23 protein-coding genes and 1 tRNA gene are annotated in these 24,150 nt (G+C 64.9%); 13 read left to right on the top strand and 11 right to left on the bottom strand.

All coding sequences use genetic code 11. The features are described 5' to 3' along the window. Positions 1-98: 98 nt before the first annotated feature. The 6 genes from PotMrB4_RS17745 to brnQ all read left to right on the top strand — a co-directional run bounded on the left by PotMrB4_RS17745 (position 99) and on the right by brnQ (position 9,537). Complete coding sequence (locus PotMrB4_RS17745) at positions 99-2,930, top strand: 2-oxoglutarate dehydrogenase E1 component (protein WP_172434092.1); 2,832 nt, start codon at positions 99-101, stop codon at positions 2,928-2,930. A gap of 42 nt (positions 2,931-2,972) precedes the next feature. After that, positions 2,973-4,196: a 2-oxoglutarate dehydrogenase complex dihydrolipoyllysine-residue succinyltransferase gene (odhB, locus tag PotMrB4_RS17740; protein WP_074969321.1), complete on the top strand. Its 1,224-nt coding sequence runs from the start codon at positions 2,973-2,975 to the stop codon at positions 4,194-4,196. A gap of 66 nt (positions 4,197-4,262) precedes the next feature. Next, positions 4,263-5,699 carry a dihydrolipoyl dehydrogenase gene (lpdA, locus tag PotMrB4_RS17735; protein ID WP_142008077.1) on the top strand — a complete coding sequence of 479 codons (1,437 nt, stop codon included), beginning with the start codon at positions 4,263-4,265 and terminating at the stop codon, positions 5,697-5,699. A 188-nt stretch (positions 5,700-5,887) separates the two neighbouring features. Next, the gene (sucC, locus tag PotMrB4_RS17730) at positions 5,888-7,054 is read left to right on the top strand and encodes an ADP-forming succinate--CoA ligase subunit beta (protein WP_044400213.1); all 1,167 of its coding nucleotides are present in this window, start codon (positions 5,888-5,890) and stop codon (positions 7,052-7,054) included. Next, positions 7,054-7,941 carry a succinate--CoA ligase subunit alpha gene (sucD, locus tag PotMrB4_RS17725; RefSeq protein ID WP_172434091.1) on the top strand — a complete coding sequence of 296 codons (888 nt, stop codon included), beginning with the start codon at positions 7,054-7,056 and terminating at the stop codon, positions 7,939-7,941. Before sucC ends, sucD begins: the two co-directional genes overlap by 1 nt. A gap of 282 nt (positions 7,942-8,223) precedes the next feature. Then, positions 8,224-9,537, top strand: a complete 1,314-nt coding sequence (gene brnQ, locus PotMrB4_RS17720) for a branched-chain amino acid transport system II carrier protein (RefSeq protein WP_074969323.1) — start codon at positions 8,224-8,226, stop codon at positions 9,535-9,537. Positions 9,538-9,591: 54 nt separating this feature from the next. On the opposite strand, the gene PotMrB4_RS17715 is transcribed toward brnQ, so the two are convergent. Continuing rightward, positions 9,592-9,855 (bottom strand): hypothetical protein, encoded by a 264-nt coding sequence (locus PotMrB4_RS17715; protein ID WP_172434090.1) that lies wholly within the window; start codon positions 9,853-9,855, stop codon positions 9,592-9,594. Positions 9,856-9,862: 7 nt separating this feature from the next. Next, a complete protein-coding gene (locus PotMrB4_RS17710) occupies positions 9,863-10,081 on the bottom strand; it encodes a hypothetical protein (protein WP_044400222.1) in 219 nt (72 codons plus the stop codon). Between PotMrB4_RS17710 and PotMrB4_RS17705 the strand changes: the two genes are divergently transcribed. After that, positions 10,080-10,340, top strand: coding sequence for a hypothetical protein (locus PotMrB4_RS17705; protein WP_172434089.1), 261 nt, complete (start codon positions 10,080-10,082; stop codon positions 10,338-10,340). The genes PotMrB4_RS17710 and PotMrB4_RS17705 overlap by 2 nt on opposite strands. A 45-nt stretch (positions 10,341-10,385) precedes the next feature. Then, positions 10,386-11,108, top strand: a complete 723-nt coding sequence (locus PotMrB4_RS17700; RefSeq protein ID WP_107330924.1) for an amidotransferase — start codon at positions 10,386-10,388, stop codon at positions 11,106-11,108. 73 nt (positions 11,109-11,181) lie between these two features. On the opposite strand, the gene PotMrB4_RS17695 is transcribed toward PotMrB4_RS17700, so the two are convergent. The 5 genes from PotMrB4_RS17695 to PotMrB4_RS17675 all read right to left on the bottom strand — a co-directional run bounded on the left by PotMrB4_RS17695 (position 11,182) and on the right by PotMrB4_RS17675 (position 16,705). Beyond that, positions 11,182-12,153, bottom strand: a complete 972-nt coding sequence (locus PotMrB4_RS17695) for a magnesium and cobalt transport protein CorA (RefSeq protein WP_044400228.1) — start codon at positions 12,151-12,153, stop codon at positions 11,182-11,184. Between the two features lie 96 nt (positions 12,154-12,249). Beyond that, a complete protein-coding gene (locus tag PotMrB4_RS17690) occupies positions 12,250-12,969 on the bottom strand; it encodes a 1-acylglycerol-3-phosphate O-acyltransferase (RefSeq protein ID WP_172434088.1) in 720 nt (239 codons plus the stop codon). A gap of 75 nt (positions 12,970-13,044) precedes the next feature. After that, a complete protein-coding gene (locus PotMrB4_RS17685; RefSeq protein ID WP_172434087.1) occupies positions 13,045-13,878 on the bottom strand; it encodes a substrate-binding periplasmic protein in 834 nt (277 codons plus the stop codon). Between the two features lie 39 nt (positions 13,879-13,917). After that, entirely contained in the window at positions 13,918-15,801 is a 1,884-nt protein-coding gene (locus PotMrB4_RS17680; RefSeq protein WP_044400241.1) for a methyl-accepting chemotaxis protein, read from the bottom strand. A gap of 214 nt (positions 15,802-16,015) precedes the next feature. Then, entirely contained in the window at positions 16,016-16,705 is a 690-nt protein-coding gene (locus tag PotMrB4_RS17675) for a crotonase/enoyl-CoA hydratase family protein (RefSeq protein WP_044400244.1), read from the bottom strand. Positions 16,706-16,907: 202 nt separating this feature from the next. On the opposite strand from PotMrB4_RS17675, the gene PotMrB4_RS17670 reads away from it, so the two are divergent. From PotMrB4_RS17670 to PotMrB4_RS17655, 4 genes are all read left to right on the top strand, one after another. After that, positions 16,908-17,126, top strand: coding sequence for a hypothetical protein (locus PotMrB4_RS17670; RefSeq protein ID WP_074969333.1), 219 nt, complete (start codon positions 16,908-16,910; stop codon positions 17,124-17,126). A 93-nt stretch (positions 17,127-17,219) separates the two neighbouring features. Continuing rightward, a tRNA-Ser gene (locus PotMrB4_RS17665) sits at positions 17,220-17,309 on the top strand. A 156-nt stretch (positions 17,310-17,465) separates the two neighbouring features. Then, entirely contained in the window at positions 17,466-18,125 is a 660-nt protein-coding gene (locus tag PotMrB4_RS17660; protein WP_172434086.1) for a PIN domain-containing protein, read from the top strand. Positions 18,126-18,263: 138 nt separating this feature from the next. Further along, entirely contained in the window at positions 18,264-18,848 is a 585-nt protein-coding gene (locus tag PotMrB4_RS17655; protein WP_074969335.1) for a GNAT family N-acetyltransferase, read from the top strand. Positions 18,849-18,851: 3 nt separating this feature from the next. Here the strand turns inward: PotMrB4_RS17655 and PotMrB4_RS17650 are convergent, their stop codons facing one another. Beyond that, complete coding sequence (locus PotMrB4_RS17650) at positions 18,852-19,703, bottom strand: alpha/beta hydrolase (RefSeq protein WP_232060734.1); 852 nt, start codon at positions 19,701-19,703, stop codon at positions 18,852-18,854. Positions 19,704-19,716: 13 nt separating this feature from the next. After that, positions 19,717-22,515, bottom strand: a complete 2,799-nt coding sequence (locus tag PotMrB4_RS17645; protein ID WP_172434085.1) for an autotransporter outer membrane beta-barrel domain-containing protein — start codon at positions 22,513-22,515, stop codon at positions 19,717-19,719. Between the two features lie 262 nt (positions 22,516-22,777). Here PotMrB4_RS17645 and PotMrB4_RS17640 point away from each other — a divergent pair, with 262 nt between their 5' ends. Next, entirely contained in the window at positions 22,778-23,068 is a 291-nt protein-coding gene (locus PotMrB4_RS17640; RefSeq protein ID WP_074969339.1) for a hypothetical protein, read from the top strand. A 13-nt stretch (positions 23,069-23,081) separates the two neighbouring features. Here the strand turns inward: PotMrB4_RS17640 and PotMrB4_RS17635 are convergent, their stop codons facing one another. Beyond that, positions 23,082-23,498 (bottom strand): hypothetical protein, encoded by a 417-nt coding sequence (locus PotMrB4_RS17635; RefSeq protein WP_044400257.1) that lies wholly within the window; start codon positions 23,496-23,498, stop codon positions 23,082-23,084. A gap of 13 nt (positions 23,499-23,511) precedes the next feature. After that, positions 23,512-24,111: a hypothetical protein gene (locus tag PotMrB4_RS17630; RefSeq protein WP_172434084.1), complete on the bottom strand. Its 600-nt coding sequence runs from the start codon at positions 24,109-24,111 to the stop codon at positions 23,512-23,514. Positions 24,112-24,150: the final 39 nt, after the last annotated feature.

The raw sequence follows: 24,150 nt of genomic DNA, 5'->3' as shown, positions 1-24,150 counted from the left end.
GGATCCTGAGTGGCTTTCATCCTGGTCGCCGTACCCGGAGTTGAGGCTGCGATGCCGATTCCACGCCGGTGGTGTCCCCTTACCGAGGGTGACCAAGCATGCAAGAAAGCGAAATGCAGCGCATGTGGAACAGCGCCCACCTATCCGGTGGCAACGCTGCATATGTGGAAGAGCTCTATGAGCTTTACCTGCACGATCCCAACGCTGTGCCAGAAGAGTGGCGCACCTACTTCCAGAAGTTGCCGTCCGACGGCAATGCAGCCACCGACGTATCGCATTCTACCGTTCGCGACCATTTCGTCCTGCTCGCCAAGAACCAGCGCCGCGCTCAGCCGGTTTCCGCTGGCAGCGTCAGCACCGAGCACGAGAAGAAGCAGGTTGAAGTCCTGCGCCTGATCCAGGCCTTCCGCATGCGCGGCCATCAGGCGGCCCAGCTCGACCCCCTTGGCCTCTGGCAGCGCAAGGCGCCGGCCGATCTGGCGATCAATCACTACGGCCTGACCGATGCCGATCTCGACACCACCTTCCGTACCGGTGAGCTTTACATCGGCAAGGAAGAGGCAACCCTGCGCGAGATCCACCAGGCCCTGCAGCAAACCTATTGCAGCACCTTCGGCGCCGAGTTCACCCACATCGTCGATTCCGAGCAGCGCAAGTGGTTCCAGCAGCGTCTGGAAAGCGTGCGTGGCCGTCCGTCCTTCTCCCCTGAGGTCAAGAGCCACCTGCTCGAGCGCCTGACTGCGGCCGAAGGCCTGGAGAAGTACCTGGGTACCAAGTACCCGGGCACCAAGCGTTTCGGCCTGGAAGGTGGTGAAAGCCTCATTCCGATGCTGGACGAGATCATCCAGCGTTCCGGTGCATACGGTACCCAGGAGATCGTCATCGGCATGGCCCACCGGGGCCGCCTGAACGTACTGGTCAACACCTTCGGCAAGAACCCGCGCGACCTCTTCGACGAGTTCGAAGGCAAGAAGGTCGAGGGCCTGTCCTCCGGTGACGTGAAGTACCACCAGGGGTTCTCCTCCAACGTCATGACCGCTGGTGGCGAAGTTCACCTGGCCCTGGCGTTCAACCCATCCCACCTGGAAATCGTTTCCCCGGTGGTAGAAGGTTCCGTTCGTGCCCGTCAGGATCGCCGCAAGGACAAGACTGGCGACAAGGTACTGCCGATCTCCATCCACGGCGACGCCGCCTTCGCAGGCCAGGGCGTGGTCATGGAAACCTTCCAGATGTCGCAGACCCGTGGCTACCGCACCGGCGGCACGGTTCACATCGTCATCAACAACCAGGTCGGTTTCACCACCAGCCGCCAGGAAGATGCGCGCTCCACCGAGTACGCCACCGACGTCGCCAAGATGATCCAGGCGCCGATCTTCCACGTGAACGGTGATGACCCCGAAGCCGTCCTGTTCGTGACCCAGCTGGCCGTCGACTACCGCATGCAGTTCAAGCGCGACGTGGTGATCGACCTGGTCTGCTACCGTCGCCGTGGCCACAACGAGGCCGACGAGCCGTCCGGTACCCAGCCGCTGATGTACCAGCAGATCGCCAAGCAGCGCACCACCCGTGAGCTGTACGCCGATGTCCTGATCCAGGGTGGCGTGCTCGATGTCGAGCGCATCCAGGCCAAGATGGACGAGTACCGCACTGCGCTGGACAACGGCCAGCACGTGGTCAAGAGCCTGGTGAAGGAGCCCAACAAGGAGTTGTTCGTCGACTGGCGTCCGTACCTGGGCCATGCCTGGACCGCTCGTCACGACACCCGTTTCGACCTGAAGACCCTGCAGGAACTCTCCGCCAAGCTGCTGGAGATCCCGGAAGGCTTCGTCGTCCAGCGCCAGGTCTCGAAGATCCTCGAGGACCGCCAGAAGATGGGCGCCGGCGGCCTGCCGATCAACTGGGGCTACGCCGAGACCATGGCCTACGCCACCCTGCTGTTCGAAGGCCACCCGGTTCGCATCACCGGCCAGGACGTGGGCCGCGGCACCTTCTCGCACCGCCACGCGGCGCTGCACAACCAGAAGGATGCCAGCACCTACCTGCCGCTGCAGAACCTGTTCGACGGCCAGCCGAGCTTCGAGCTGTACGACTCCTACCTCTCCGAGGAAGCCGTACTGGCGTTCGAATACGGCTACTCCACCACCACGCCCAACGCGCTGGTGATCTGGGAAGCCCAGTTCGGTGACTTCGCCAACGGCGCCCAGGTGGTGATCGACCAGTTCATCACCAGCGGCGAGCACAAGTGGGGCCGTCTGTGCGGCCTGACCATGCTGCTGCCGCACGGCTACGAAGGCCAGGGTCCGGAGCACTCCTCCGCGCGTCTGGAGCGCTATCTGCAGCTGTGCGCCGAGCACAACATCCAGGTCTGCGTGCCGACCACGCCGGCTCAGGTCTACCACATGCTGCGCCGCCAGGTGATTCGCCCGCTGCGCAAGCCGCTGGTTGCCCTTACGCCCAAGTCGCTGCTGCGTCACAAGCTGGCCATCTCCACCCTGGAAGATCTGGCAGAAGGCTCCTTCCAGACCGTCATCGGCGAGATCGATCCGATCGATCCGAAGAAGGTCGAGCGCCTCGTGCTCTGCAGCGGCAAGGTCTACTACGACCTGCTGGAGAAGCGTCGCACCGAAGGCCGCGAGGACATCGCGATCGTGCGTATCGAGCAGCTGTATCCGTTCCCGGAAGACGACCTGGCTGAGGTTCTGGCTGCCTACAAGAACCTCAAGCACATCGTCTGGTGCCAGGAAGAGCCCATGAACCAGGGCGCCTGGTACTGCAGCCAGCACCATATGCGTCGTGTGGCCAGCGCCCACAAGAAAGGCCTGTTCCTCGAGTACGCCGGGCGTGATGCCTCGGCCTCTCCGGCCTGTGGCTACGCCTCCATGCACGCCGAGCAGCAGGAAAAACTGCTGCAGGACGCCTTTACTGTTTAACGCCTTCGCGCAGAAAACCGAATCAGACAGGAAAAACACACAATGGCTATCGAGATCAAAGCCCCAACCTTCCCGGAATCGGTCGCCGACGGCACCGTGGCCACCTGGCACAAGAAGCCGGGCGACGCCGTCAAGCGTGACGAGCTGATCGTCGACATCGAGACCGACAAAGTCGTAATGGAAGTGCTGGCCGAGGCCGACGGCGTACTGGCAGAAATCGTCAAGAACGAGGGCGACACCGTCCTCAGTGGCGAGCTGCTGGGCAAACTGAACGAAGGTGGCGCTGCTGCTGCCGCCCCGGCCGCCGCTGCTGCCCCGGCTCCGGCCGCTCAGGCTGCTGCCCCCGCTGCTGCTGGTGATGACGCCATCCTGTCCCCGGCCGCTCGCAAGCTGGCCGAGGAAAACGGCATCGACCCGAACAGCATCGCCGGCACCGGCAAAGGTGGCCGCGTGACCAAGGAAGACGTTGTTGCCGCTGTCGAGGCGAAGAAGAACGCCCCGGCCGCTCCGGCTGCCAAGCCGGCTGCTCCGGCCGCCGAGGCGCCGGTATTCGCTGCGGGTGACCGCGTCGAGAAGCGCGTCCCGATGACCCGTCTGCGCGCCAAGGTTGCCGAGCGTCTGGTCGAAGCCCAGTCCACCATGGCCATGCTGACCACCTTCAACGAAGTCGACATGACCGAAGTCATGGCCCTGCGTTCGAAGTACAAGGACCTGTTCGAGAAGACCCACAACGGCGTTCGCCTGGGCTTCATGTCCTTCTTCGTCAAGGCGTCCGTCGAAGCGCTGAAACGCTTCCCGGCTGTCAACGCCTCCATCGACGGCAACGACATCGTCTACCACGGCTACCAGGACATCGGTGTTGCCGTTTCCAGTGACCGTGGCCTGGTTGTTCCGGTCCTGCGCAACGCCGAGCTGATGAGCCTGGCCGAAGTCGAGAACGGCATCGCCACCTTCGGCAAGAAGGCCCGTGAGGGCAAGCTGTCCATCGACGAGATGACCGGTGGCACCTTCACCATCACCAACGGCGGTACCTTCGGTTCGATGATGTCGACCCCGATCGTCAACCCGCCGCAGGCCGCCATCCTCGGCATGCACAACATCATCCAGCGCCCCATGGCGATCAACGGCCAGGTTGTGATCCGGCCGATGATGTACCTGGCTCTGTCCTACGATCACCGTCTGATCGATGGCAAGGAAGCCGTCAGCTTCTTGGTGACCATCAAGAACCTGCTGGAAGACCCGGCTCGTCTGCTGCTGGACATCTGATCGGCGATCTCTCCAAACGGCGGCCCCGCAAGGGGCCGTCCGGTTTCATACGAGAAGGAATGAGTTATGACCCAGAAATTCGACGTGGTAGTGATTGGTGCGGGCCCTGGCGGTTACGTGGCAGCCATCAAGGCGGCCCAACTCGGCCTGAAGACCGCCTGCATCGAGAAGTACCAGGGTAAGGACGGCAAGACCGCGCTGGGCGGTACCTGCCTGAACGTCGGCTGCATCCCGTCGAAGGCGCTGCTGGACAGCTCGTACAAGTACCACGAGGCCCATGAGGCCTTCAAAGTGCACGGTATCGAAGCCAAGGGCGTCTCCATCGACGTGCCGACCATGGTTGGTCGCAAGGACACCATCGTCAAGAACCTGACCGGCGGCGTCAGCACCCTGTTCAAGGCCAACGGCGTCACCCTGCTGGAGGGTCACGGCAAGCTGCTGGCCAACAAGCAGGTCGAAGTTACCGGTCTGGATGGCAAGGTCCAGGTTGTCGAGGCCGAGAACGTGATCCTCGCCTCCGGCTCCAAGCCGGTCGAGATTCCCCCGGCCCCTGTTGACCAGGACGTCATCGTCGACTCCACCGGCGCGCTGGACTTCCAGTCCGTACCGAAGAAGCTGGGCGTGATCGGCGCTGGCGTCATCGGTCTGGAGCTGGGTTCCGTCTGGGCCCGTCTGGGCGCCGAAGTGACCGTCATCGAGGCCCTGGACAAGTTCCTGCCGGCCGCTGACGAGCAGATCGCCAAGGAAGCCCTGAAGATCCTCACCAAGCAGGGCCTGAAGATTCGCCTGGGCGCCCGCGTGACCGGCACCGACGTGAAGAAGAAGCAGGTCACTGTCAGCTTCACCGACGCCAACGGCGAGCAGAAGGAAGTCTTCGACAAGCTGATCGTCGCGGTCGGCCGTCGCCCGGTGACCACCGAGCTGCTGGCCGCTGACAGCGGCGTCACCCTCGATGAGCGTGGCTACATCTACGTCGACGACCACTGCAAGACCAGCGTCCCCGGCGTCTACGCCATCGGTGACGTGGTACGTGGCGCCATGCTGGCTCACAAGGCCTCGGAGGAGGGCATCATGGTTGCCGAGCGCATCGCAGGCCACAAGGCCCAGATGAACTACGACCTGATCCCGTCCGTGATCTACACCCACCCGGAAATCGCATGGGTCGGCAAGACCGAGCAGTCCCTGAAGGCCGAAGGCGTCGAGATCAACGTCGGTACCTTCCCCTTCGCTGCCAGTGGCCGTGCCATGGCTGCCAATGACACGGCCGGTCTGGTCAAGGTCATCGCCGATGCCAAGACCGACCGCGTCCTGGGCGTCCACGTGATCGGCCCGAGCGCTGCCGAGCTGGTCCAGCAGGGCGCCATCGGCATGGAGTTCGGCACCAGTGCCGAAGACCTGGGCATGATGGTCTTCTCGCACCCGACCCTGTCCGAAGCGCTCCACGAAGCGGCCCTGGCCGTCAACGGCCACGCGATCCACATCGCCAACCGCAAGAAGCGCTGAGCACTATCCCCGGGGAGGGCGCGCGCGACCTTCCCGGGGCAGCAGAACCACGGTGGGCAGCCCGTCGTGAAGCCTTCGGGTGTTCACCGCGGAACGCTCGCCGGACTGCCCCAGGGCAGTCACAGGTGGCGCGGCACCACGAATGCAGCGCCGAATGCGCAATACCCAAACGAAGACGGTAGACAAGCATGAATCTCCACGAATATCAGGGTAAGCAGCTGTTCGCTGAATACGGCCTGCCCGTATCCAAGGGCTTTGCCGTAGACACCCCGGAAGAAGCCGCTGAAGCCTGCGACAAGATCGGTGGCAGCGAATGGGTCGTGAAGGCCCAGGTCCACGCCGGTGGCCGCGGTAAAGCGGGCGGCGTGAAGCTGGTCAAGAGCAAGGAAGACGCCAAGGCCTTCGCCGCCAACTGGCTGGGCAAGCGCCTGGTGACCTACCAGACAGACGCCAATGGTCAGCCGGTCAGCAAGATCCTGGTCGAGTCCTGCACCGATATCGCCAAGGAACTGTACCTGGGCGCCGTGGTAGACCGTTCCAGCCGCCGCATCGTGTTCATGGCCTCCACCGAAGGTGGCGTGGACATCGAGAAAGTAGCCCACGAGACTCCCGAGAAGATCCTCAAGGCCACCATCGATCCGCTGGTTGGCGCTCAGCCCTACCAGGGCCGCGAGCTGGCCTTCCAGCTGGGCCTGCAAGGCGACCAGATCAAGCAGTTCACCCACATCTTCGTGAACCTGGCCAAGCTGTTCCAGGACTACGACCTGGCCCTGCTGGAAGTGAACCCGCTGGTCATCAAGGCTGACGGCAACCTGCACTGCCTGGACGCCAAGATCAACATCGACAGCAACGCCATGTACCGTCAGCCCAAGCTGCGCGCCATGCACGACCCGTCTCAGGACGACGCTCGTGAAGCCCATGCGCAGAAGTGGGAGCTGAACTACGTCGCGCTGGAAGGCAACATCGGCTGCATGGTCAACGGCGCTGGCCTGGCCATGGGCACCATGGACATCGTCAACCTGCACGGTGGCAAGCCTGCCAACTTCCTCGACGTCGGCGGCGGCGCAACCAAAGAGCGCGTCACCGAGGCCTTCAAGATCATCCTGTCCGACAGCAACGTCGCTGCCGTACTGGTGAACATCTTCGGCGGTATCGTTCGTTGCGACATGATTGCCGAAGGCATCATCGGTGCAGTGAAGGAAGTCGGCGTGAAGATCCCGGTGGTCGTCCGTCTGGAAGGCAACAACGCCGAGCTCGGCGCCAAGGTACTGGCCGAGAGCGGTCTGAACATCATCGCGGCGACCAGCCTGACCGACGCTGCCCAGCAGGTCGTCAAGGCCGCGGAGGGTAAGTAATGAGCGTCCTGATCAATAAAGACACCAAAGTAATCTGCCAGGGCTTCACCGGCTCGCAGGGTACCTTCCACTCCGAACAAGCCATCGCCTACGGCACCAAGATGGTTGGTGGCGTGACCCCCGGCAAGGGCGGCACCACCCACCTCGGCCTGCCGGTGTTCAACACCGTCAAGGAAGCCGTGGAAGCCACCGGCGCTGATGCTTCGGTGATCTACGTTCCGGCCCCGTTCTGCAAGGACTCCATCCTTGAAGCAGCCTTCGGCGGCATCAAGCTGATCGTCTGCATCACCGAAGGCATCCCGACCATCGACATGCTGGAAGCCAAGGTCAAGTGCGACGAACTGGGCGTACGCCTGATCGGCCCGAACTGCCCCGGCGTCATCACCCCCGGCGAGTGCAAGATCGGCATCATGCCCGGTCACATTCACCTGCCGGGCAAGGTCGGCATCGTGTCCCGTTCGGGCACCCTGACCTATGAAGCCGTGAAGCAGACCACCGACGCCGGCTTCGGCCAGTCCACCTGCGTGGGCATCGGTGGCGACCCGATCCCGGGCTCCAACTTCATCGACATCCTGAAGCTGTTCCAGGAAGACCCGAAGACCGAAGCGATCGTCATGATCGGTGAGATCGGCGGTTCCGCTGAAGAAGAAGCTGCTGCCTACATCAAGGCCAACGTGACCAAGCCGGTGGTGTCCTACATCGCCGGTGTCACCGCACCGCCCGGCAAGCGCATGGGCCACGCCGGCGCCATCATCTCCGGCGGCAAGGGCACTGCGGACGAGAAGTTCGCCGCCCTGCAGGACGCTGGTGTGAAGACCGTGCGTTCCCTGGCCGACATCGGCAAGGCCCTGGCCGAGCTGACCGGCTGGGAAGTCAAGAACGTCTGAGCGTGATTGACTGATGGCGAAGGCCACCCTCGGGTGGCCTTCGTTTTTTCTGTCGCAATGTAGCCATGGCGACAACCGATTACAGCAAGCCGACAGCCTGACCTGCATCAGTGCCGCAAAACCGTCGGATTCGCTAGGCTTGCGACCTTCCTGCGCATGAACCCCAAAAGGGGGAGGGCGCGCATTAGTAGTGGTTTGCCCCAAACGGGCGGATGACGGTTCCCCTCACCCAAAGGGAAGCCCCCTCGGAACAATGAATTTCGACTCGTGGTATCCCTCTCTATGACTCGTTTGAAAGGCTCGGACCTTCTGGCCCTCGGCTTCATGACCTTTGCGCTCTTCCTGGGCGCCGGCAACATCATCTTCCCCCCCAGCGCCGGCATGGCGGCAGGCGAGAACGTCTGGTTCGCTGCGATGGGCTTTCTGCTGACCGGCGTCGGTCTGCCTTTGCTGACCGTCATTGCCCTGGCGCGGGTAGGTGGCGGCATGGATCGCCTGACCTCGCCCCTGGGCAAGGTGGCAGGGCTTCTGCTGGCCATTGCCGTGTACCTGGCCATAGGGCCTCTGTTCGCGACGCCGCGTACCGCTGTCGTCTCCTTCGAAATGGGCGTTGCCCCCTTCACCGGCGACAACCCCACGGCACTGGCCCTCTATTCGCTGGTCTATTTCGCCTTCGCGCTGTTCCTCGCGCTCAACCCCGGGCGGCTGGTGGACAGCATTGGCAAGTTCATCACCCCGGTGCTGTTGTCGGCACTTCTGGTCCTGGGCGGTGCGGCGCTGTTCGCACCGGCGGGCGACATCGGTGCCAGCAACGACGCCTACGCCAAGGCCCCCTTCGTCGAGGGCTTCCTGCAGGGCTACCTGACCATGGACACCCTGGGCGCGCTGGTATTCGGCATCGTGATCGCCACGGCGATCCACGACCGTGGCATCTCCGAGCCGCGTCTGGTCACCCGTTACTCGGTGATCGCCGGCAGCATTGCTGCAATCGGCCTTTCCCTGGTCTACCTCACGCTGTTCTACCTTGGTGCCACCAGCCAGGGCATTGCCGGCGAGGCGCAGAACGGTGTGCAGATCCTCACGGCCTATGTGCAGCACACCTTCGGGACCGCCGGTAGCCTGCTGCTGGCTCTGGTCATCACCCTGGCATGCCTCACCACGGCCGTTGGCCTGCTTACGGCCTGTGGCGAGTTCTTCAGCGGCTTCCTGCCGTTCTCCTACCGCACGGTGGTCATCATCCTCGGCGTCTTCAGCCTGGTCGTTGCTAACCAGGGCCTGACACAGCTGATCAGCCTGTCGGTGCCGGTACTGGTAGGGCTCTACCCCCTGGCCATCGTGCTGGTTGCCCTGAGCCTGGCATCGAGCCTGTGGGTCGACGCCCGTCGGGTCTTCATCCCCACCATGGGCGTCGCCCTGGTGTTCGGTGTGCTGGATGGCATCGGTGCAGCCGGCTTCAAGAGTTGGATACCTGGTTTCGTCGCGCAACTGCCGCTGGCAGATCAGAGCCTCGGCTGGTTGCTGCCGGTACTGGCAGTCCTGTTGGTCGCCGCTGTGCTGGATCGACTGCTGGGGGCCAAGGCACCACAAGTCGCCTGAGGTTCGTAGCCAAAAGAGACCGCCCACCGGGCGGTCTTTTCGTTTCCGGGGGCTTCAGAGCTTGCCCTCACAACCTCGCAATGAGGTGCGCTCGAAGCGCTCTGGCAACCAGCTGGTGCGTTTCAGGGGCGGGCTCTCGAGTCCCTGGCGGGTGTCTCGCTCGTTACTGCCCTGTCGGGCGATCTCCTGGCGTGTCTCCAGGTTCTGGGCCACCGCGCCTGCCGAGCCGTGCGCATGGCCGAGCAGCGTAAAGCCGTTGGTTATCAATGCCAGTGCCGCCAGTGCGAGCAGGCGGCGCCTTGAGCGCTGCTGTTCCATGGCCACCTCAGCTTCGCCTTGCGGGGGGCGACAGGGGATGCGGATCGCTCAGCAACAGAGTCGGAACGGCCTGTGCCAGGCGTTCTCCCCAGCCGGCCTGCGGCAGCACCGGCCGCGCCTGGCTGAAGCTGCCGCTCAGCACCAGAACGATGGTCACCACGATGGTGTAGAGGCCCAGGCTGGCCAGCGCGCCGTTGCGTGCGTAAGTGAGCGGGGAGGGGGTCATGGCTGCGATCCGTCATCGGGTTGGGGTGACCCAGAATCGCCAATACGGATTCGATGGAAAAACGCTCCCTGAGCATTTCAACTATCGACATGGGCGATATCACCGCCACGAGCGTCAAATTTTATTGACGATGCTGGCGCAGTGTCATGCCAGCTCCGTCGTGGCAGGTTGCAATTTCCTTCCCGAATTTCAGGCGCTTCGGCAACACGAGCAGGCCTTGCGAAGCGGCGCTATTTCAAAGCGCGGAGGCTTGTGTTAAATAAATCGCACACAAGGTGCCTTACCCAAGCTTCAGGACAATTTCATGCCCCTACGCATCTGCATTCTGGAAACCGACATCCTTCGCCCTGAGCTCGTCGACGAGTACAAGGGCTACGGCAAGATGTTCGAACAGCTCTTCGCCAAGCAGCCCATCGAGGCCGAGTTCGTCACCTACAACGTGGTGGAAGGCCATTACCCGGCTGCCGGCGAGCGCTTCGATGCCTACCTGGTCACCGGCAGCAAGGCCGACTCCTTCGGCGACGATCCCTGGATCCAGACCCTGCGCACCTACCTGCTGGAGCGCTACAAGGCTGGCGACAAACTGCTCGGTATCTGCTTCGGCCACCAGTTGCTGGCCCTGCTGCTGGGCGGCAAGACCGAGCGCGCCACCCAGGGCTGGGGCGTTGGTACCCATGCTTATCGCGTCGAGAAACAGCCGGAGTGGATGAGTCCGGCGCTGGACGAGCTGACCCTGCTGATCAGCCACCAGGACCAGGTCACCCGCCTGCCCGAGAACGCCACCCTCATCGCCTCCAGCGAGTTCTGCCCCAATGCCGCCTACGCCATTGGCGAGCAGGTGCTGTGCTTCCAGGGGCACCCGGAGTTCGTTCACGACTACTCCCGTGCCTTGCTGGATATCCGCCAGCAGGCCCTGGGCGACCAGGTGTATGGCCAGGGCATCGCCAGCCTCGATCGCGACCACCAGGGCACGGCAGTGGCCGAGTGGATGATGCGCTTCGTGGCCAAAGGCCGTAGCGCCGCCTGAACCTCCTCTCGCGCACGCACACGAACCGATGCCCGCACCAGCGGGCATCGGTTTTTTCAGGCCTGGGAAAGGGCTAGAGCCAGCCGGAGCGCTTGAAGCTGGCGAACAGGGCCGTGCAGCCGGTGGCGATGAAGCCCAGCACGCCGAAGTAGCCGTAGTGCCAGGTCAGCTCCGGCATGTTCTGGAAGTTCATCCCGTAGATGCCCGCCACGGCGGTGGGGAAGGCGAGGATCGCTGCCCAGGCGGCGAACTTGCGCTGCACCACGCTCTGGCGCGAGGACTCCAGCAGCAAGCCGATCTCGATGGCGTGGTCCGCCATCTCCCGCAGGCCGGTAAGGTCCTCCAGCAGGCGACTCACGTGGATGGCAATGTCGCGGAAGTAGGGGCGCATGTTCTTGTCGATGAAAGGGAAGTCCAGGCGCTGCAGCTCCTGGCAGATTTCCGCCAGCGGACCGATGTAGCGGCGCAGGCGCAGCAGGTCGCGGCGCAGTCCCTGGATGTGCACCACATCGGCCTGGGTCAGCGGGCATTCCAGCACCCGCAGTTCCAGCGCTTCCAGATCGGCGTGGTAGGTGTCGATCAGCGGCCGGTAGTTCTCGATCACGAAGGCCAGCAGCGCGTAGAGCACGAAGTCCTCGCCGTGCTCCAGCAGCAGCGGACGGGCCTCGCAACGCTGGCGGACCTGGGAGTAGGGCGCCGACTCGCCATAGCGCGCGCTGATCACATAGCCGTTGCCGGCGAACAGCTGGGTTTCGATGAACACCAGTTGGCCGTCCACCTTCACAGGGGAATAGAGCACCAGGAACAGCGCATCGCCGAAGGTTTCCAGCTTGGGGCGGGTGTGGCGCTGCAGGGCGTCTTCCAGCGCCAGTTCGTGCAGACCGAACTGGCGCTGGAGCGTGGTCAGTTCCTCGGGGCCCGGGTCATGCAGGCCGATCCAGACGAAGTGGCCGGGCTTTCTCGCCCATTCGAGCCCCTCGTCGAGGCTGATGTTGGCAACGCGCTTGCCCTTTGAGTAGACGGCGGCGGCGACCACATGACCCATGTAAGTGTTCCCTGTGCGGCTGGAGAGTGGGGCGAGCTTAACCCGCCTGGCGTACCAGTGGGGCCGCCGCGTTGCTCCGGGCCGTGTGGGTGGGTGTCAGTCGGCAGCCAGTTCGCGGTCCATGCCCTCGATGCAGTCGAGCATGCGCTGGCGGCACTCCTCCATCAGCGCGGGCATGTCGTCGAGTGTCAGGCCGGCCGTGGGGATGGCCGGTAGCGCACGGATCAGCACCCGACCACTGTTCCAGCGGTTCAGTCGCAACTGGCGGACGTAGTTGCTGACGCACACCGGAATGATCGGCACACCTGCATTGATGGCCATCTGGAAAGCCCCGCGCTTGAACGGCAGCAGGCGCTCGCCCTGGTTGCGGGTGCCTTCGGGGAAGACCCAGATGGAGGTGTCGCGATTGCGCAGCGTTTCGGTGGTGGTGACCATCGCGTCGCGGGCGCGGCGGGCGTTGCCCCGGTCGATCAGCACGTTGCCGGCCAGCCAGTAGAGTTGGCCGAAGAAGGGAATCCATTTCAGGCTCTTCTTGCCGATGCTGACGGTACGTGGCGGTACCACCCGGCCCAGCACGTAGAGATCGAAGTTGGACTGGTGGTTGGCGATGATCACGCAGGGGTGGTCCCGGGTCAGCGTGCTGACCTCGGCCTTGAGCTTCAAGCGCATGATGCACAGGCCTGGTAGCCCGTAGAGGCGAGCACACAGGCGGCTGTTATCGGGGTTGAACGGGCGGCACAGGCCCAGCAGCAGACCGGCGACGCCGGCGATGATGAAATGCACGCCCATCAGGACCATGCGCAGGAGAAAAAGCATCGGGCTCGCTCGATCAGGTAAAAGGCGCGCAGTGTACGGGTGTGCACTTTTGCCTGCAATCGCAGGCCACCGGGGTCAATGGCCGCGCCCCGGCGTGGGCAGCTCGGGCTCCAGTGCGCTGTATTCCCGCACCAGCCGAGCCACCGTGCCGTCGTCCATCACTTCGCCCAGCGCGGTATTGAAGTGTTGGATGAAATCGGCCCGGTACGGATAGGCCTCGGTGTTCAGGCGGGAGAACCCCAGGTGGCCATGCTCGGTGGACAGCGTCGGGCCCTCCACCAGGCGGCTGGCCTCGTCATGGCTCAGACTGCCGTCGCGGACCATGCGCTGCAGCTCCCAGAGGATCGACAGCCGGTCGTTGATGTACACGTCGGTGCGCTGGTGCAGCAGTTTCAGCAGGTTGGTGCGGTTGTCGCGGGCGTAGGACTGGTCGATCACCCCGGACTCCACCATGTCGCGGTAGCGCACGTCGTCCACCGTGACGAAGCCGCTGTTCAGGCCCACCCGCAACCCGGCATAGGCCCTGGGGAAGTCCTCGAAGTGGCGCTTGCCCGCCAGGCCCGGGCGGATGAACACCGCCAGGCGCTCCTCCAGGATCGGCCGGGAATATTCCATCCACGGCCGTTCTTCAGGCCGGTAGTAGGGCGGGTAGAGGGCGAAGGCGCTGCCCTTGGCGATCTCCGCCAGGCCACGGGGCCAGGGGAGGGGACGGACGGACACGTGGTACTCCGGCATGCGCTTGAACACGCTGCGCAGGATGTCGGTGTACAGGCCCCGGGCCTCGCCGTTCTCCTCGTAGCTATAGGGCGGGTAGCCGGAATCGCAAAGGATGGTGACCTCGATGGGATCGGCCTCCGCGCGCCCCAGCAACAGGGCGCAGACGAAGGCAAGGCGCAGGAGCATACGCATGGCGGCCTCCGGGAACGCCGCGCCAGGCGCGGCGCGTGGTCAGATCCTGAAGCGGCTGAGCAGGCGATCCTGCTGGCCGACCTGATCCACCATCACCGCGCATTGGCGCACCTGCTGCTCGGCGCCGCCGGCCACTTCGTGGCTGATGTCGCGGATATTGGTGGTGTTGCGGTTGATCTCTTCGGTGGTGGCGCTCTGTTCCTCGGCCGCCGTGGCGATCTGCAGGTTCATGTCGTTGATGCGGTTGATGGCCTCGCGGATGCGCCCGAGCATGTCGTTGGCCGCGCCGGCGTCCTCCGCTGTGCGGCTCGCGGTGTCGCGGCTCTGCTGCATGCGTTGCTCGGCCTGGCGCACGCCGGTCTGCAGCTGGTCGATCATCTGGCGGATCTCCTGGGTCGACTGCTGGGTGCGGGAGGCCAGGGAGCGCACCTCGTCCGCCACCACGGCGAAGCCCCGCCCTGATTCGCCCGCCCGCGCCGCCTCGATGGCCGCGTTGAGGGCCAGCAGGTTGGTCTGGTCGGCGATGCTGGTGATCACCGAGAGAATCGACTCGATGTTCTGGCTCAGCTTGGCCAGCTCGTTGATGGCCTGGCCGGTGTCCTCCATCTCGTCGGCCAGCTGCTTGATCGCCTGGGTGGAGTTGGAGACCACCCCCACGCCATTCTCGGTCTCCTCGTTGGCCGCCAAGGCTGCCTGGGCAGCGGCCTGGGCGTTGCGCGCCACCTCCTCGGCAGTGGAGGCCATCTCCTGCATGGCGGTGGCCAACTGGTCCAGCTCCTGCAGCTGCACCTGCAGGCGGCTGGCGGCCTGCTCGGCTTCGTGGGAGGTGAGCTGGGTGCTGCCGCGAACCTGGCGGGAGCTGCTCATCACGTCGGCGATCAGCGTCTGCAGGTTCTGCAGGAAGCCGTTGAACTCGCGGGACAGCACGGAAATCTCGTCATTGCCCTCGGCCGGCAGGCGCCGGGTCAGGTCACCCTCGCCGCTGTTGATCTCGCGCAGCGAAGCGGCCAGGCCGTCCAGCGGGCGCAGCAGGCTCTTCACCAGCAGGCTGAGTACCACCAGGCTGATCACCACGCCCAGCACAGTGCCGATCACGGCGCGCCAGCTCAGGGCATTGGCCTCGGCCATCACCTTGTCCTGGTCGAGGACCACGCCGATGTACCAGTCCATCCCCTTGAGGTTGGGCAGCGGGGTGAAGGAGACGAGCAGCTTCTTGCCTCCGGCTTCCACCTCCTGCAGCTCCTTGCGCAGTGCCGGGCTCTTGCCGTCGAACAGCTCGCTGTAGGACTTGCCGTTCAGCTTGGTGTCCGGGTGGGAAATGATGTTGCCGTCGCGGCTCAGCAGGAAGGCATAGCCGGCACCGTTGAAATCCAGGGTGTTGACGGCATCGGCCACGGTCTTCAGGCGGATGTCACCGCCCATCACACCGAGGAATTTGCCAGCATCGGTGATGCGTGCAACGGCGGAAATGAGGATCTCGCCCGTGGTGGAGTCGGTGTAGGGCTCGGTGAGCACGGCCTGGCTGCCGTTCTTGCCGACTGCGTACCAGGGGCGCTGGCGACCGTCCCAGTCCGGCTTGGGCTGCCAGGACGCATCGTTCTTGATCGGCTTGCCGTCTGCCTCCAGTGCACCGAATACCAGGATGAATTCGTTGCGCAGCATGGGCGAATCGAACACCCGTTGGGTCTGCTCGGGGCTGTATTGGCTGTCGACGTTCTGCGCCATGAGGTCCATCAGGCGGAGCTTGGCGTTGAGCCAGTTCTCGATCTGCCGGGCCAGTGCGTTGCTGCTTTCGGAAATGCTGGACTCGGTCTGGGCGCGCAGCGTCTCGCGGACCTGGCTCACCTGGGAGAGGGACAACAGCGCGGTGGTCAGGAACAGCACGGCGGCTGCGGCGAGGCTGACCTTGTGGACGATTCTCATTCGGGACTCCCCAAGCGGATGGAAGGCTGGCGGCTACCGTCCCTGACTGCCCCACGCATTAAAAGTAATACAGGTTTGCCAAGCTCACCTGTCAACGTGCCATCACCCGTCGGAAAATGAGCGGCGCTCCACAACCGCTCCGCTGAGCGAGCGCGACCCGCCGGCATGAAAAAGCCCGGCACTGGGCCGGGCTTCGGGGGCTTGCCGGGGGCGCTTAGCCCAGGTGCTGCTTGTCCAGCTCGATGGCCTGGTCGAGGGTTTCCAGCAGTGCCTTGCGTACCTTCAGCTTGGTGTTGCGGTGGGCGGTCATGTTGATCTTCTTCAACTGCTGTGCGGCTGCCAGGGCGGTCGGAAGCAGTGCTTCGGCCGGAACCACCTTGTCGAGGAAGCCGGCGTCCAGCGCGCCCTGCGGGTCGAACATCTCGCCGTTGATCACCGAGCGGTGGAAGGCGGACTTGCGCAGGCGGTCACGGGCCAGTTCGATGCCCACGTGGTGCATGGTCATGCCGATCTGCACCTCGTTCAGGCCGATGTTGAACGGCCCTTCGACGCCGATCCGGTAGTCGGCCGACAGCAGCAGGAAGGCACCCTTGGCCACGGCATGGCCAGGGCAGGCAACGATGATGGGGTAGGGGTGGGCCAGCATGCGGCGGGCCAGGGTGGAGCCGGCGGCGACCAGGTTCACCGCGTTCTGCGGGCCGGAGGTCATCACCTTCAGGTCATAGCCGCCGGAGAGGATGCCCGGCTGGCCGGTGAGGATGACGATGGCGCGGTCCTGCTCGGCGCGGTCCAGCGCGGCATTGAAGGCAGCGATCACATCCGGGGAGATGGCGTTCACCTTGCCGTTGGACAGGGTCAGGGTGGCGATGCCGTCTTCGAGTTGGTAGGAGATCAGCTCACTCATGGCGGGAGTCCTTGTTGTGGAATGCGGCAGACGTTACCCACGGGCGGTGGGCAGGTAAAGCGCTTTGGCTGACTGGCAAGTCAGCCACCATGCGGGCTTCAGCGCATCCGCGAGGTTTTCTATCAGGCCGATACCCAAGACCAATTGGCCCCTGGCGCGACCGCTCCCTAGGGTGGCAGCGTTCCCCATTCCAGGAGGTCTTATGGACAAGTGGATCAATCGCGCTGCCATCATCCTCGCGCTCATCCTGCTCGGTGGTTCCGTGCTGCTCGCCCAGAGCGCCACCCTGAAAAGCCCAATGGGCGTGCTGCTGCTGTTCGTGCTCGGCGTCGTGGTCTCGTTCGGCTTCGTGTTCTTCGGCAGCCTCAAATTCGATGACGCCCCGCACCGTGCTGATGCCGAATCCGGGCGTCGGCCATAAGCGCATGAAAATTCTCAAAAAAATATTTGCATTCCGGAAAACACTCCACTAAATTAGCGCACCTCGACGGGGCCAACGCCTCAGAGAGATTCCGGTGAGGTGTCCGAGCGGTTGAAGGAGCACGCCTGGAAAGTGTGTATACGGGAAACCGTATCGAGGGTTCGAATCCCTCCCTCACCGCCACTTTCCGTACAGAAAAGCCCCTGATTTCTAAAGAAATCAGGGGCTTTTTGTTTTTGACCAAAAGGCCCGGTGTCGTCTCACTTCGGTGCCTCCCTCTTTCTACGCGCCCCTCTGCTGGCACAGAATGCCTCGTTGCCATAAGCCAGGATTGCAGGGATGCGCACCAACTACGTCCTCATCGATTACGAAAATGTCCAGGTCAATTCCCTGGAACTGCTCCAGCCTCCCCATTTCAAGGTCAAGGTCTTTCTCGGGCCAAACAATACGCGCTTGCCCGTCGAGTTGGCGTTAGGCATCCAGCGTCTGGGGGATCGCGCCGGTTACATCCAACTTGGAACGCCTGGGCAGAACGCACTCGATTTCCATATCGCGTTCTACCTGGGACAACTGACTGTCCAGGAGCCTGACGCGTTCTTCCACGTGATTTCCCGGGACAAGGGTTTCGACCCTCTGATCAAGCACCTGAAGAACCAGGGGGTATTCGCGGCACGATCCGAGCTCATTGAAGCCATGCCGTGTTTCTGCGCGCCCAAGGCGGTTCCGGAGCCAGCGCCGAAATTGAAGCCCGTTTCTGCTCCACCCAAGGCCAAGGTCAATCCGGTGGATGAGGCGGAGGTGCGTGCGGTGATTGCCGACCTGATTGGCCGAAAGGGCTCTCGTCCCGGAACGGTGAAAACGTTGCTCAACACCATTCGTGCAAAGCTTGGAAAGCAGTCCGTCGAAGACATCCAGTCCATCTACAACGTCTTGCGAAAGCGTGGCCTGATCGTGGAGAAAGGCACGAAGGTCTCCTACGCCTTGCCCAAGAGCGCCTGAAGCGGGGCTCCGCTTTAAAGGTCTTTCGGGTTCGCCATGAGCCCTTCTGTTCCGCTCATCCCGGTCCTTACTGTCCCTGTGCTCCCTGGTCCTTTGTTGCGAGCATGCGTGCCCTGATCAAGCCCTGAGAGTTGGACCATGGCGGACTTGCCTGCCCAGTTTCCCGAGTTCCTGCTGCCCCGCTGCACGCTGCGACGGATCCATCCCCGTGACGTCGGGGCGATCTTCGCCGGGTTGTCCCACCCCCAGGTGATCGCCCACTACGGCGTGTCCTACGACAGCCTGGAGGCGACGGACGAGCAGATGCGCTGGTACGACTCGCTCCTTGAGGAGCGCCGAGGTATCTGGTGGGGCATCGCCTTGCCGGGGCAGGACGAGTTGGTGGGCGCCTGCGGTTTCAACGACTGGTCCCACGCCGACCGCAGCCTCGACATCGGCTACTGGCTGATGCCGGAGCACTGGGGCCAGGGCCTGATGCAGGCCTGCCTGCCTAGCATCCTCCGCTTCGCCCTGGCCACCCTCGGCGTGCACCGCATTCACGCCGATGTGGAGCCCGAGAACCCCGCCAGCGCCCGTTTGCTGGAGCGTCTCGGCTTCGTGCTCGAGGGCACCCTGCGGGACGTGGAGTGCAAGGATGGCCGCTTCCTCAGCCTGCACCAGTACAGCCTGCTGGCCACCGATCCGGCAGGGCGAGCGTTGCTGGCTTCATCGCGCGGCGACTGACCCTCAGCGGCGCGTTGGGCTGCCTTTATAGGCATGGCGTTTCCACAAGGTTGCCCAGTCCTGCGCCCAGCAGCAGCCATGGTCGAAGCCGGGCATCTCGATCACCTGTGATGGCGTCCCGGTGGGGTTGGCCGCCTGGAAGCGTTGCGCCAGTTCGGCGGGCGTGACCGGGTCGCGGCCGCCGACCAGGTGGACCTGGGGCAGCGCCCGCAGTTCGTCGTGGTGCCGTGCCGGGTTGTCCGAGTCGGTGAGGCGCGGGACGCGGTGCCAATCTGCCCAGGCGTCCGAGTCGAGGTTGCCGGCGACGGTGATGACCTGGCGCACATCCTCGCGTCGCGCCGCCACCAGCAGGGCGACGGCGGCCCCGCCGGAGTAGCCCACCAGCACCAGTTCCCTGGCCCCCAGGCTCGCCTTGAGGCGGTCCACGGCGTGGCTGGTGCCGGTCACCACGTCCGGGGCGAAGCGTGCCCCCGTCCAATCCTGGGTCGTGCAGTGGCGGGTGCCCACGAACTGGCAGGGACGGGCCAGGTAGGCGGCGCTGCCGTCCGGCTGCGCCAGGGCCAGTTGCAGGGCGAGCGGGGTGAGCGGGGTCGGGTCGGGTGAGGGCAGGGTGGGGCTGAGCCAGGCCAGCCCGTCGCCTTCCAGGTAAATGGTCAGCACCCCGCCAGCGCTGCCTTGCCGTGGGTGATAGCTGCGCAGCACGAAGCGCCCTGCGTCCAGGTCCTCGGCCACCCAGCCGTGCGCCTGCGCCAGCGCATCGGCGTGTTGGGTGCGCTCGGCCGGGTAGGGCACCGTGGCGCAGCCGGCCAGGGTGGTCAGCAGCACCATCAGGGCCAGGTGCGCCCGGGCGTTCATGGCGCAGGCCTGCTCAGAACATCCAGCGCAGTTGCACCGAGGCGGTCTGCCCGAGGAAGCCTTCCTTGTGGGTGGCGTCGTAGCGACCGGTGATCTCGGTGCCAGAGGCGGTGGTGTAGGTCAGCCCGGCGCCGGCCCGCTGGCTCCAGGCCGACTGATGGGTGCCGTAGGTGACGAACGCCGCGTCCGGTGCGCCGGCATAGGCCGAAGTGATGCTGGCGTCGCGGTTGTACAGGTCGTAGCCGGCGCCGAGGTTGGCGCTCACCTTGAGCTGGTCGCTCAGGGCGTGGGTCAGGGTGCCGTCCACGCCGAGCACCAGGGCGTCGGTGCTGCGGGACTTCACCTGCAGGTCCAGGCCGCCGGCACCTTTCTCGCGATAGGCCTCGTCCTCGATCCAGGTGTAATCCAGGCGGATGGACGGGGCGAAGGTGGTGCTCGGCGCCAGGGCGAAGCGGCGGTCCACCGCCACTCCGGCGTGAGCGGTCTTGCTGGTGTAGTCGGACTTCGCGCTGAGGCCTGCCAGGTCGATCTGCCGGCGCCCGTCATTGTTCATGCGACCCCCGTCGAGCTGAAACGACAGATCGCTCTGGGCATCCAGCGCGTGGCGGCCGTAGAGGATGAGCTGGTAGCTGTCCACATCGGCGCTCTGCTTGGGGCCGCCGGAGTGGCTGGAGACGTCGGTCTTGGCGTAGGCGAAGGCCACGCCCAGGTCGGTGTCCGTCGAGAGGCTGCCGTCGAGGCCGGCCACCAGCCCCTGAGTGTCAGCGCTGTAGCCGTTCACCCCGTTGCGGCTGTCCTGACGGGAGTGGGTGGCGAAGGGCTTCAGCCAGAGGTGGCGGTCACCCAGGAAGGCATCGCCTGACGACAGGCCGCGAGCGGTATCGATGCGCGACTGCACCACGGCGTTGACGCTGCCGAGGGTGTCGCGGGCCAGGGACAGGGAGTTGCCGGTCAGCAGCGGCAGGGTCTGCTCGACCCGGTCATTCACCTCACCGGCATCGCCGCTGCCGAGGATGCTGTTCAGCCCCTGGGCCAGCTCGGGCGAGTCGGTGCCACTGGCCAGCAGAGCGTCCCAGATCGAAGCGGCACCCCGTGCGCCGGGCTGGCTGGGGGAGACGGCCGCGCTGATGCTGGTCATGCCTGTGTCGCGCACCACCAGGTCCACCGCGTTGTTGCGGAACAACGCAGAGAAGGCATAGCGCAACGAGTTGTCGGTGACCTGCAGGCCGTTGTTGGTGACGCCGCCGTTGGCCGTCAGCACGTTGGTCAGGTCGCCGCCGGCGAAGGTGGGCTTCACGTCCACCGCGAAGGTGCCGCCGAGGTTGGCGCTGCCACCCACTGCCAGGGTGCTGTAGCTGCCGCCGGCCGCGGCCAGCCCCAGGGTGCCGCTGGCGGTCTGGGTGAAGTTGCCGCCCACGCTGCTGGCAACGGCCGAACCGCTGGCGAGCGGGTTGGCGACCGTCGCGCCTTGTTTCAGGTACAGGCTGCCGGCGTTGTTCAGGTTGGCCAGGCTGCCGAGGGAAACGCCCCCCAGGAGGGTGCCCCCGGCCCGGTTGTCCACGTTCAGTGCAATGCCGTTGTCCACCTGCACGGCCGTGGCGGCGCTGGCGACGGTGCCGGTGTTCACCACGCTGCCGCCGCTGGCCGAGGTCACACGGATGCCCACGCCGGTGGTGGTGAGGATGCCGCTGTTGCTGATGTCCACCGGCCCGCTGTTGGATTCGGCCTGCAGGCCGGTGAGGGCATTGATGCGCCCGGCGTTGAACAGGCTGATCGCGCCCTGGGCGCTGGCGGCCGCCATGCCCGCGTCATGGGCGGCATTGATGAGGCCGCTGGCGGTGTTGGTGAGGGTCACAGTGCCGGTGCCGTTGGTGTAGGCGCTGATGCCGTGGAAGTCCGGGCTGACCTGGGCCAGGTTGGGGTTGCGGTTGGCTGTGATGCTGCCGCTGTTGGTCACCCTCACATTGCCGTCGGTGCCGGCAGCCACCACCGCGTCGTAGTGGTCGGCTACCACGGTGCCGCTGTTGGTGATTTCCGCACCGCCGTTGGCGGACCAGGCGATCAGGCCCTGCCGGGTGGTGGAGCGCACGCTGCCCTGGTTGTCGATGCGTGCGGTGCCCTGGTAGTTGATGGCCCGGGCGCCGGCCTGGAACGCATGGACCGTGCCCAGGTTGGTGATGCCCACATCCACCGGCGTAAGGCTGGCCGAGCCGCCATCGGCGTACAGGCCGCGGCCGTTGGCGACCGTCACCTGCCCACGGTTGATCACCGATACCGGGCCATTGTTGGAGGTGGCGGTGATGCCGTCCGAGTTGGCGCCGTAGCTGGTGACGGTGGCGGCGCTGTCCACGCGGATTTCATTGCGGGTGGACGTGTCGTTGCTCTCCGAGCGCAGCCAGACCGCGCCGAACGGGCCGGCCGAGGTGATGCTGACGCCGGAGCCGATCAGCAGGTTGGCGTTCCAGCCCGCCTGGCTGGAGTACATGTACACCGCCGGGTAGTCGCTGCGGTTCAGCACGGTGGTGCCGTCGATGGTCAGGCTCTGGGTGAAGGGGCCGGTGGCCGAGGGGTTGCTCAGCACCGCCACCGAGTTCGCCGTCACGTCGGTGACGGTCAGCGAAGAGGCTCCCGCGTTGCCCTGCATCTGGATGTCGGTCGGGCCGCATTGCAGCGAGGCCACGTTGCCGGACGTGGTACAGCCGGTCAGCGGCGGTGGCAGGGCGAAGGCGGAAGAGGCGCCGAGCAGGAGCGAAGCCTGGGCGATGTGTTGGGCAAGGCGACGGAGCGGAAAGGCGGTGGTGGTCAGCCGCATGGTGACGTCCCTGTTCAGGTGGTCGTATGGCGGGCACACCAGTGGCCCGCGGTCATGAAGGTCCCGGATGCCAGCGCGATGCCCCGGTCGCTGTACCCGATGCCCCATGCCGCTGCCGGACGGATCGTCGAATGGGTTTGCATTCGTGTCCTGTCTTCTATGGCAATAGATATAACCCTATTTTCTTTGTAAGAAAATTCCTTGATGGCATGTTGCCTTTGGGTAAATCTGCCTCATCACCCGGATGATGAGTGCAGCCGACATGAAGTCCTCCCTATTGCTGGCGCCGCTGGCCTTCCTGGCCACGCTGGCCCTGGCACAACCCACCACCCCCTCTCCCGATGACGACGAGATCGCGCGCCGGCTGATCGAGGCGTCCATCGCCCGCTATGCGGGGAGCTGCCCCTGTCCCTACAGCACCGCCCGTAACGGCAGCCGCTGCGGGCGGCGCAGTGCCCATGACCGGCCGGGCGGCGAGGCGCCCTTGTGCTTTCGCGAGGACGTCAGCGACGAGGCCATCGCCCGCTACCGCGCGCGTATGGCGCAGGAGTGACGACCCGGAGTGATCAGGGAGGGCCGTACTGGATGCTGGCGCACCCGCTGGACAGCAGTAATTCGCCGTCATCGGCCTCGAACGCGGTGATGGTCCGGGTCTTGTCGACGGTGACGGAGATGATGCAGCGGTTGGGGTGGTGCACGTTGTCCCAGTAGTGGGTGGTGACCAGGGCATTGCCCTGCTGCTCCGTCGAGCTGCCCACCACTTCGCTGCGGTAGTAGGAGGTGTCGGTGGTCCAGCGCATCACCACCTGGCCATCGGCGAGGGGCGTCATCTCGTCGGGGCGGCCGAAATAGCTGATGGCGTCTTCGGCCGGGCGCCCCATCCATTGGTTGCGGGCCAGTATCTCGGGGAGCGTGTCCATCTGGATGCAGCCGGACAGGGCGGCGGGCAGGGCGAACAGGGCGAGCAGGGCGCGTAGGGTCATGGGGGCCGTCTCCTCAGCGCTTGGGCGGGTTGCCGAGCAGGATGTCGAGGTCGCGCATCACCCCGTCGGTGCCGTTGCGCACCGCGCCGGGGGCCTGGTCATAGGCTGCTGGGGTCGTGAGGCCCCAGATCTGCGTACGGGTGACCTGGGCCAGCACGTCCGCCGTGGTGTTGCCGATCCGCAGCATGGCGTTGCCTTCGCGGTTCTGCGCGTCGCAGGCGAAGGTGTAGGCGCGGTCGACCCAGCTCTGTGGCACCGGTTTCCAGCCCTGCGGCGAGGCCAGGTTGGAGGGGGTGTCGGAGCGCATGTAGGCGGTGATGCCGTCGAACTTCACCAGGCGCTGGCGGCACTGGAACTGCATGCTGTAGTGCACGAAGTTCGGCGCCTCGGCGGATTCGAGCACCTGCACGACCCCGACGCTGCGCGGGGCCTCCGTTTCGCCCGAGCCCCGGCGCTGCTCGGCCACCGACAGGGCGTCGGCGTAGAACATGTCGCGCTCCGGTGAATCGCCCGTGCCGAATATCACCCACCAGTCCGCGGCGAGTGCCGATTGCGGGGCCTGGGCCAGCAGGGCCAGCGTGGCGGCCCCGATCAGTCTGTTCCTGGTGTTCATGCGGTCTTCCCTGGTATGCCGGTCTGCGGCGCTGGGCGA

It is taken from the genome of Metapseudomonas otitidis, assembly GCF_011397855.1.
GTDB classification, from domain to species: Bacteria; Pseudomonadota; Gammaproteobacteria; order Pseudomonadales; family Pseudomonadaceae; genus Metapseudomonas; species Metapseudomonas otitidis.
This window is presented reverse-complemented; position numbering and strand designations above follow the sequence as displayed.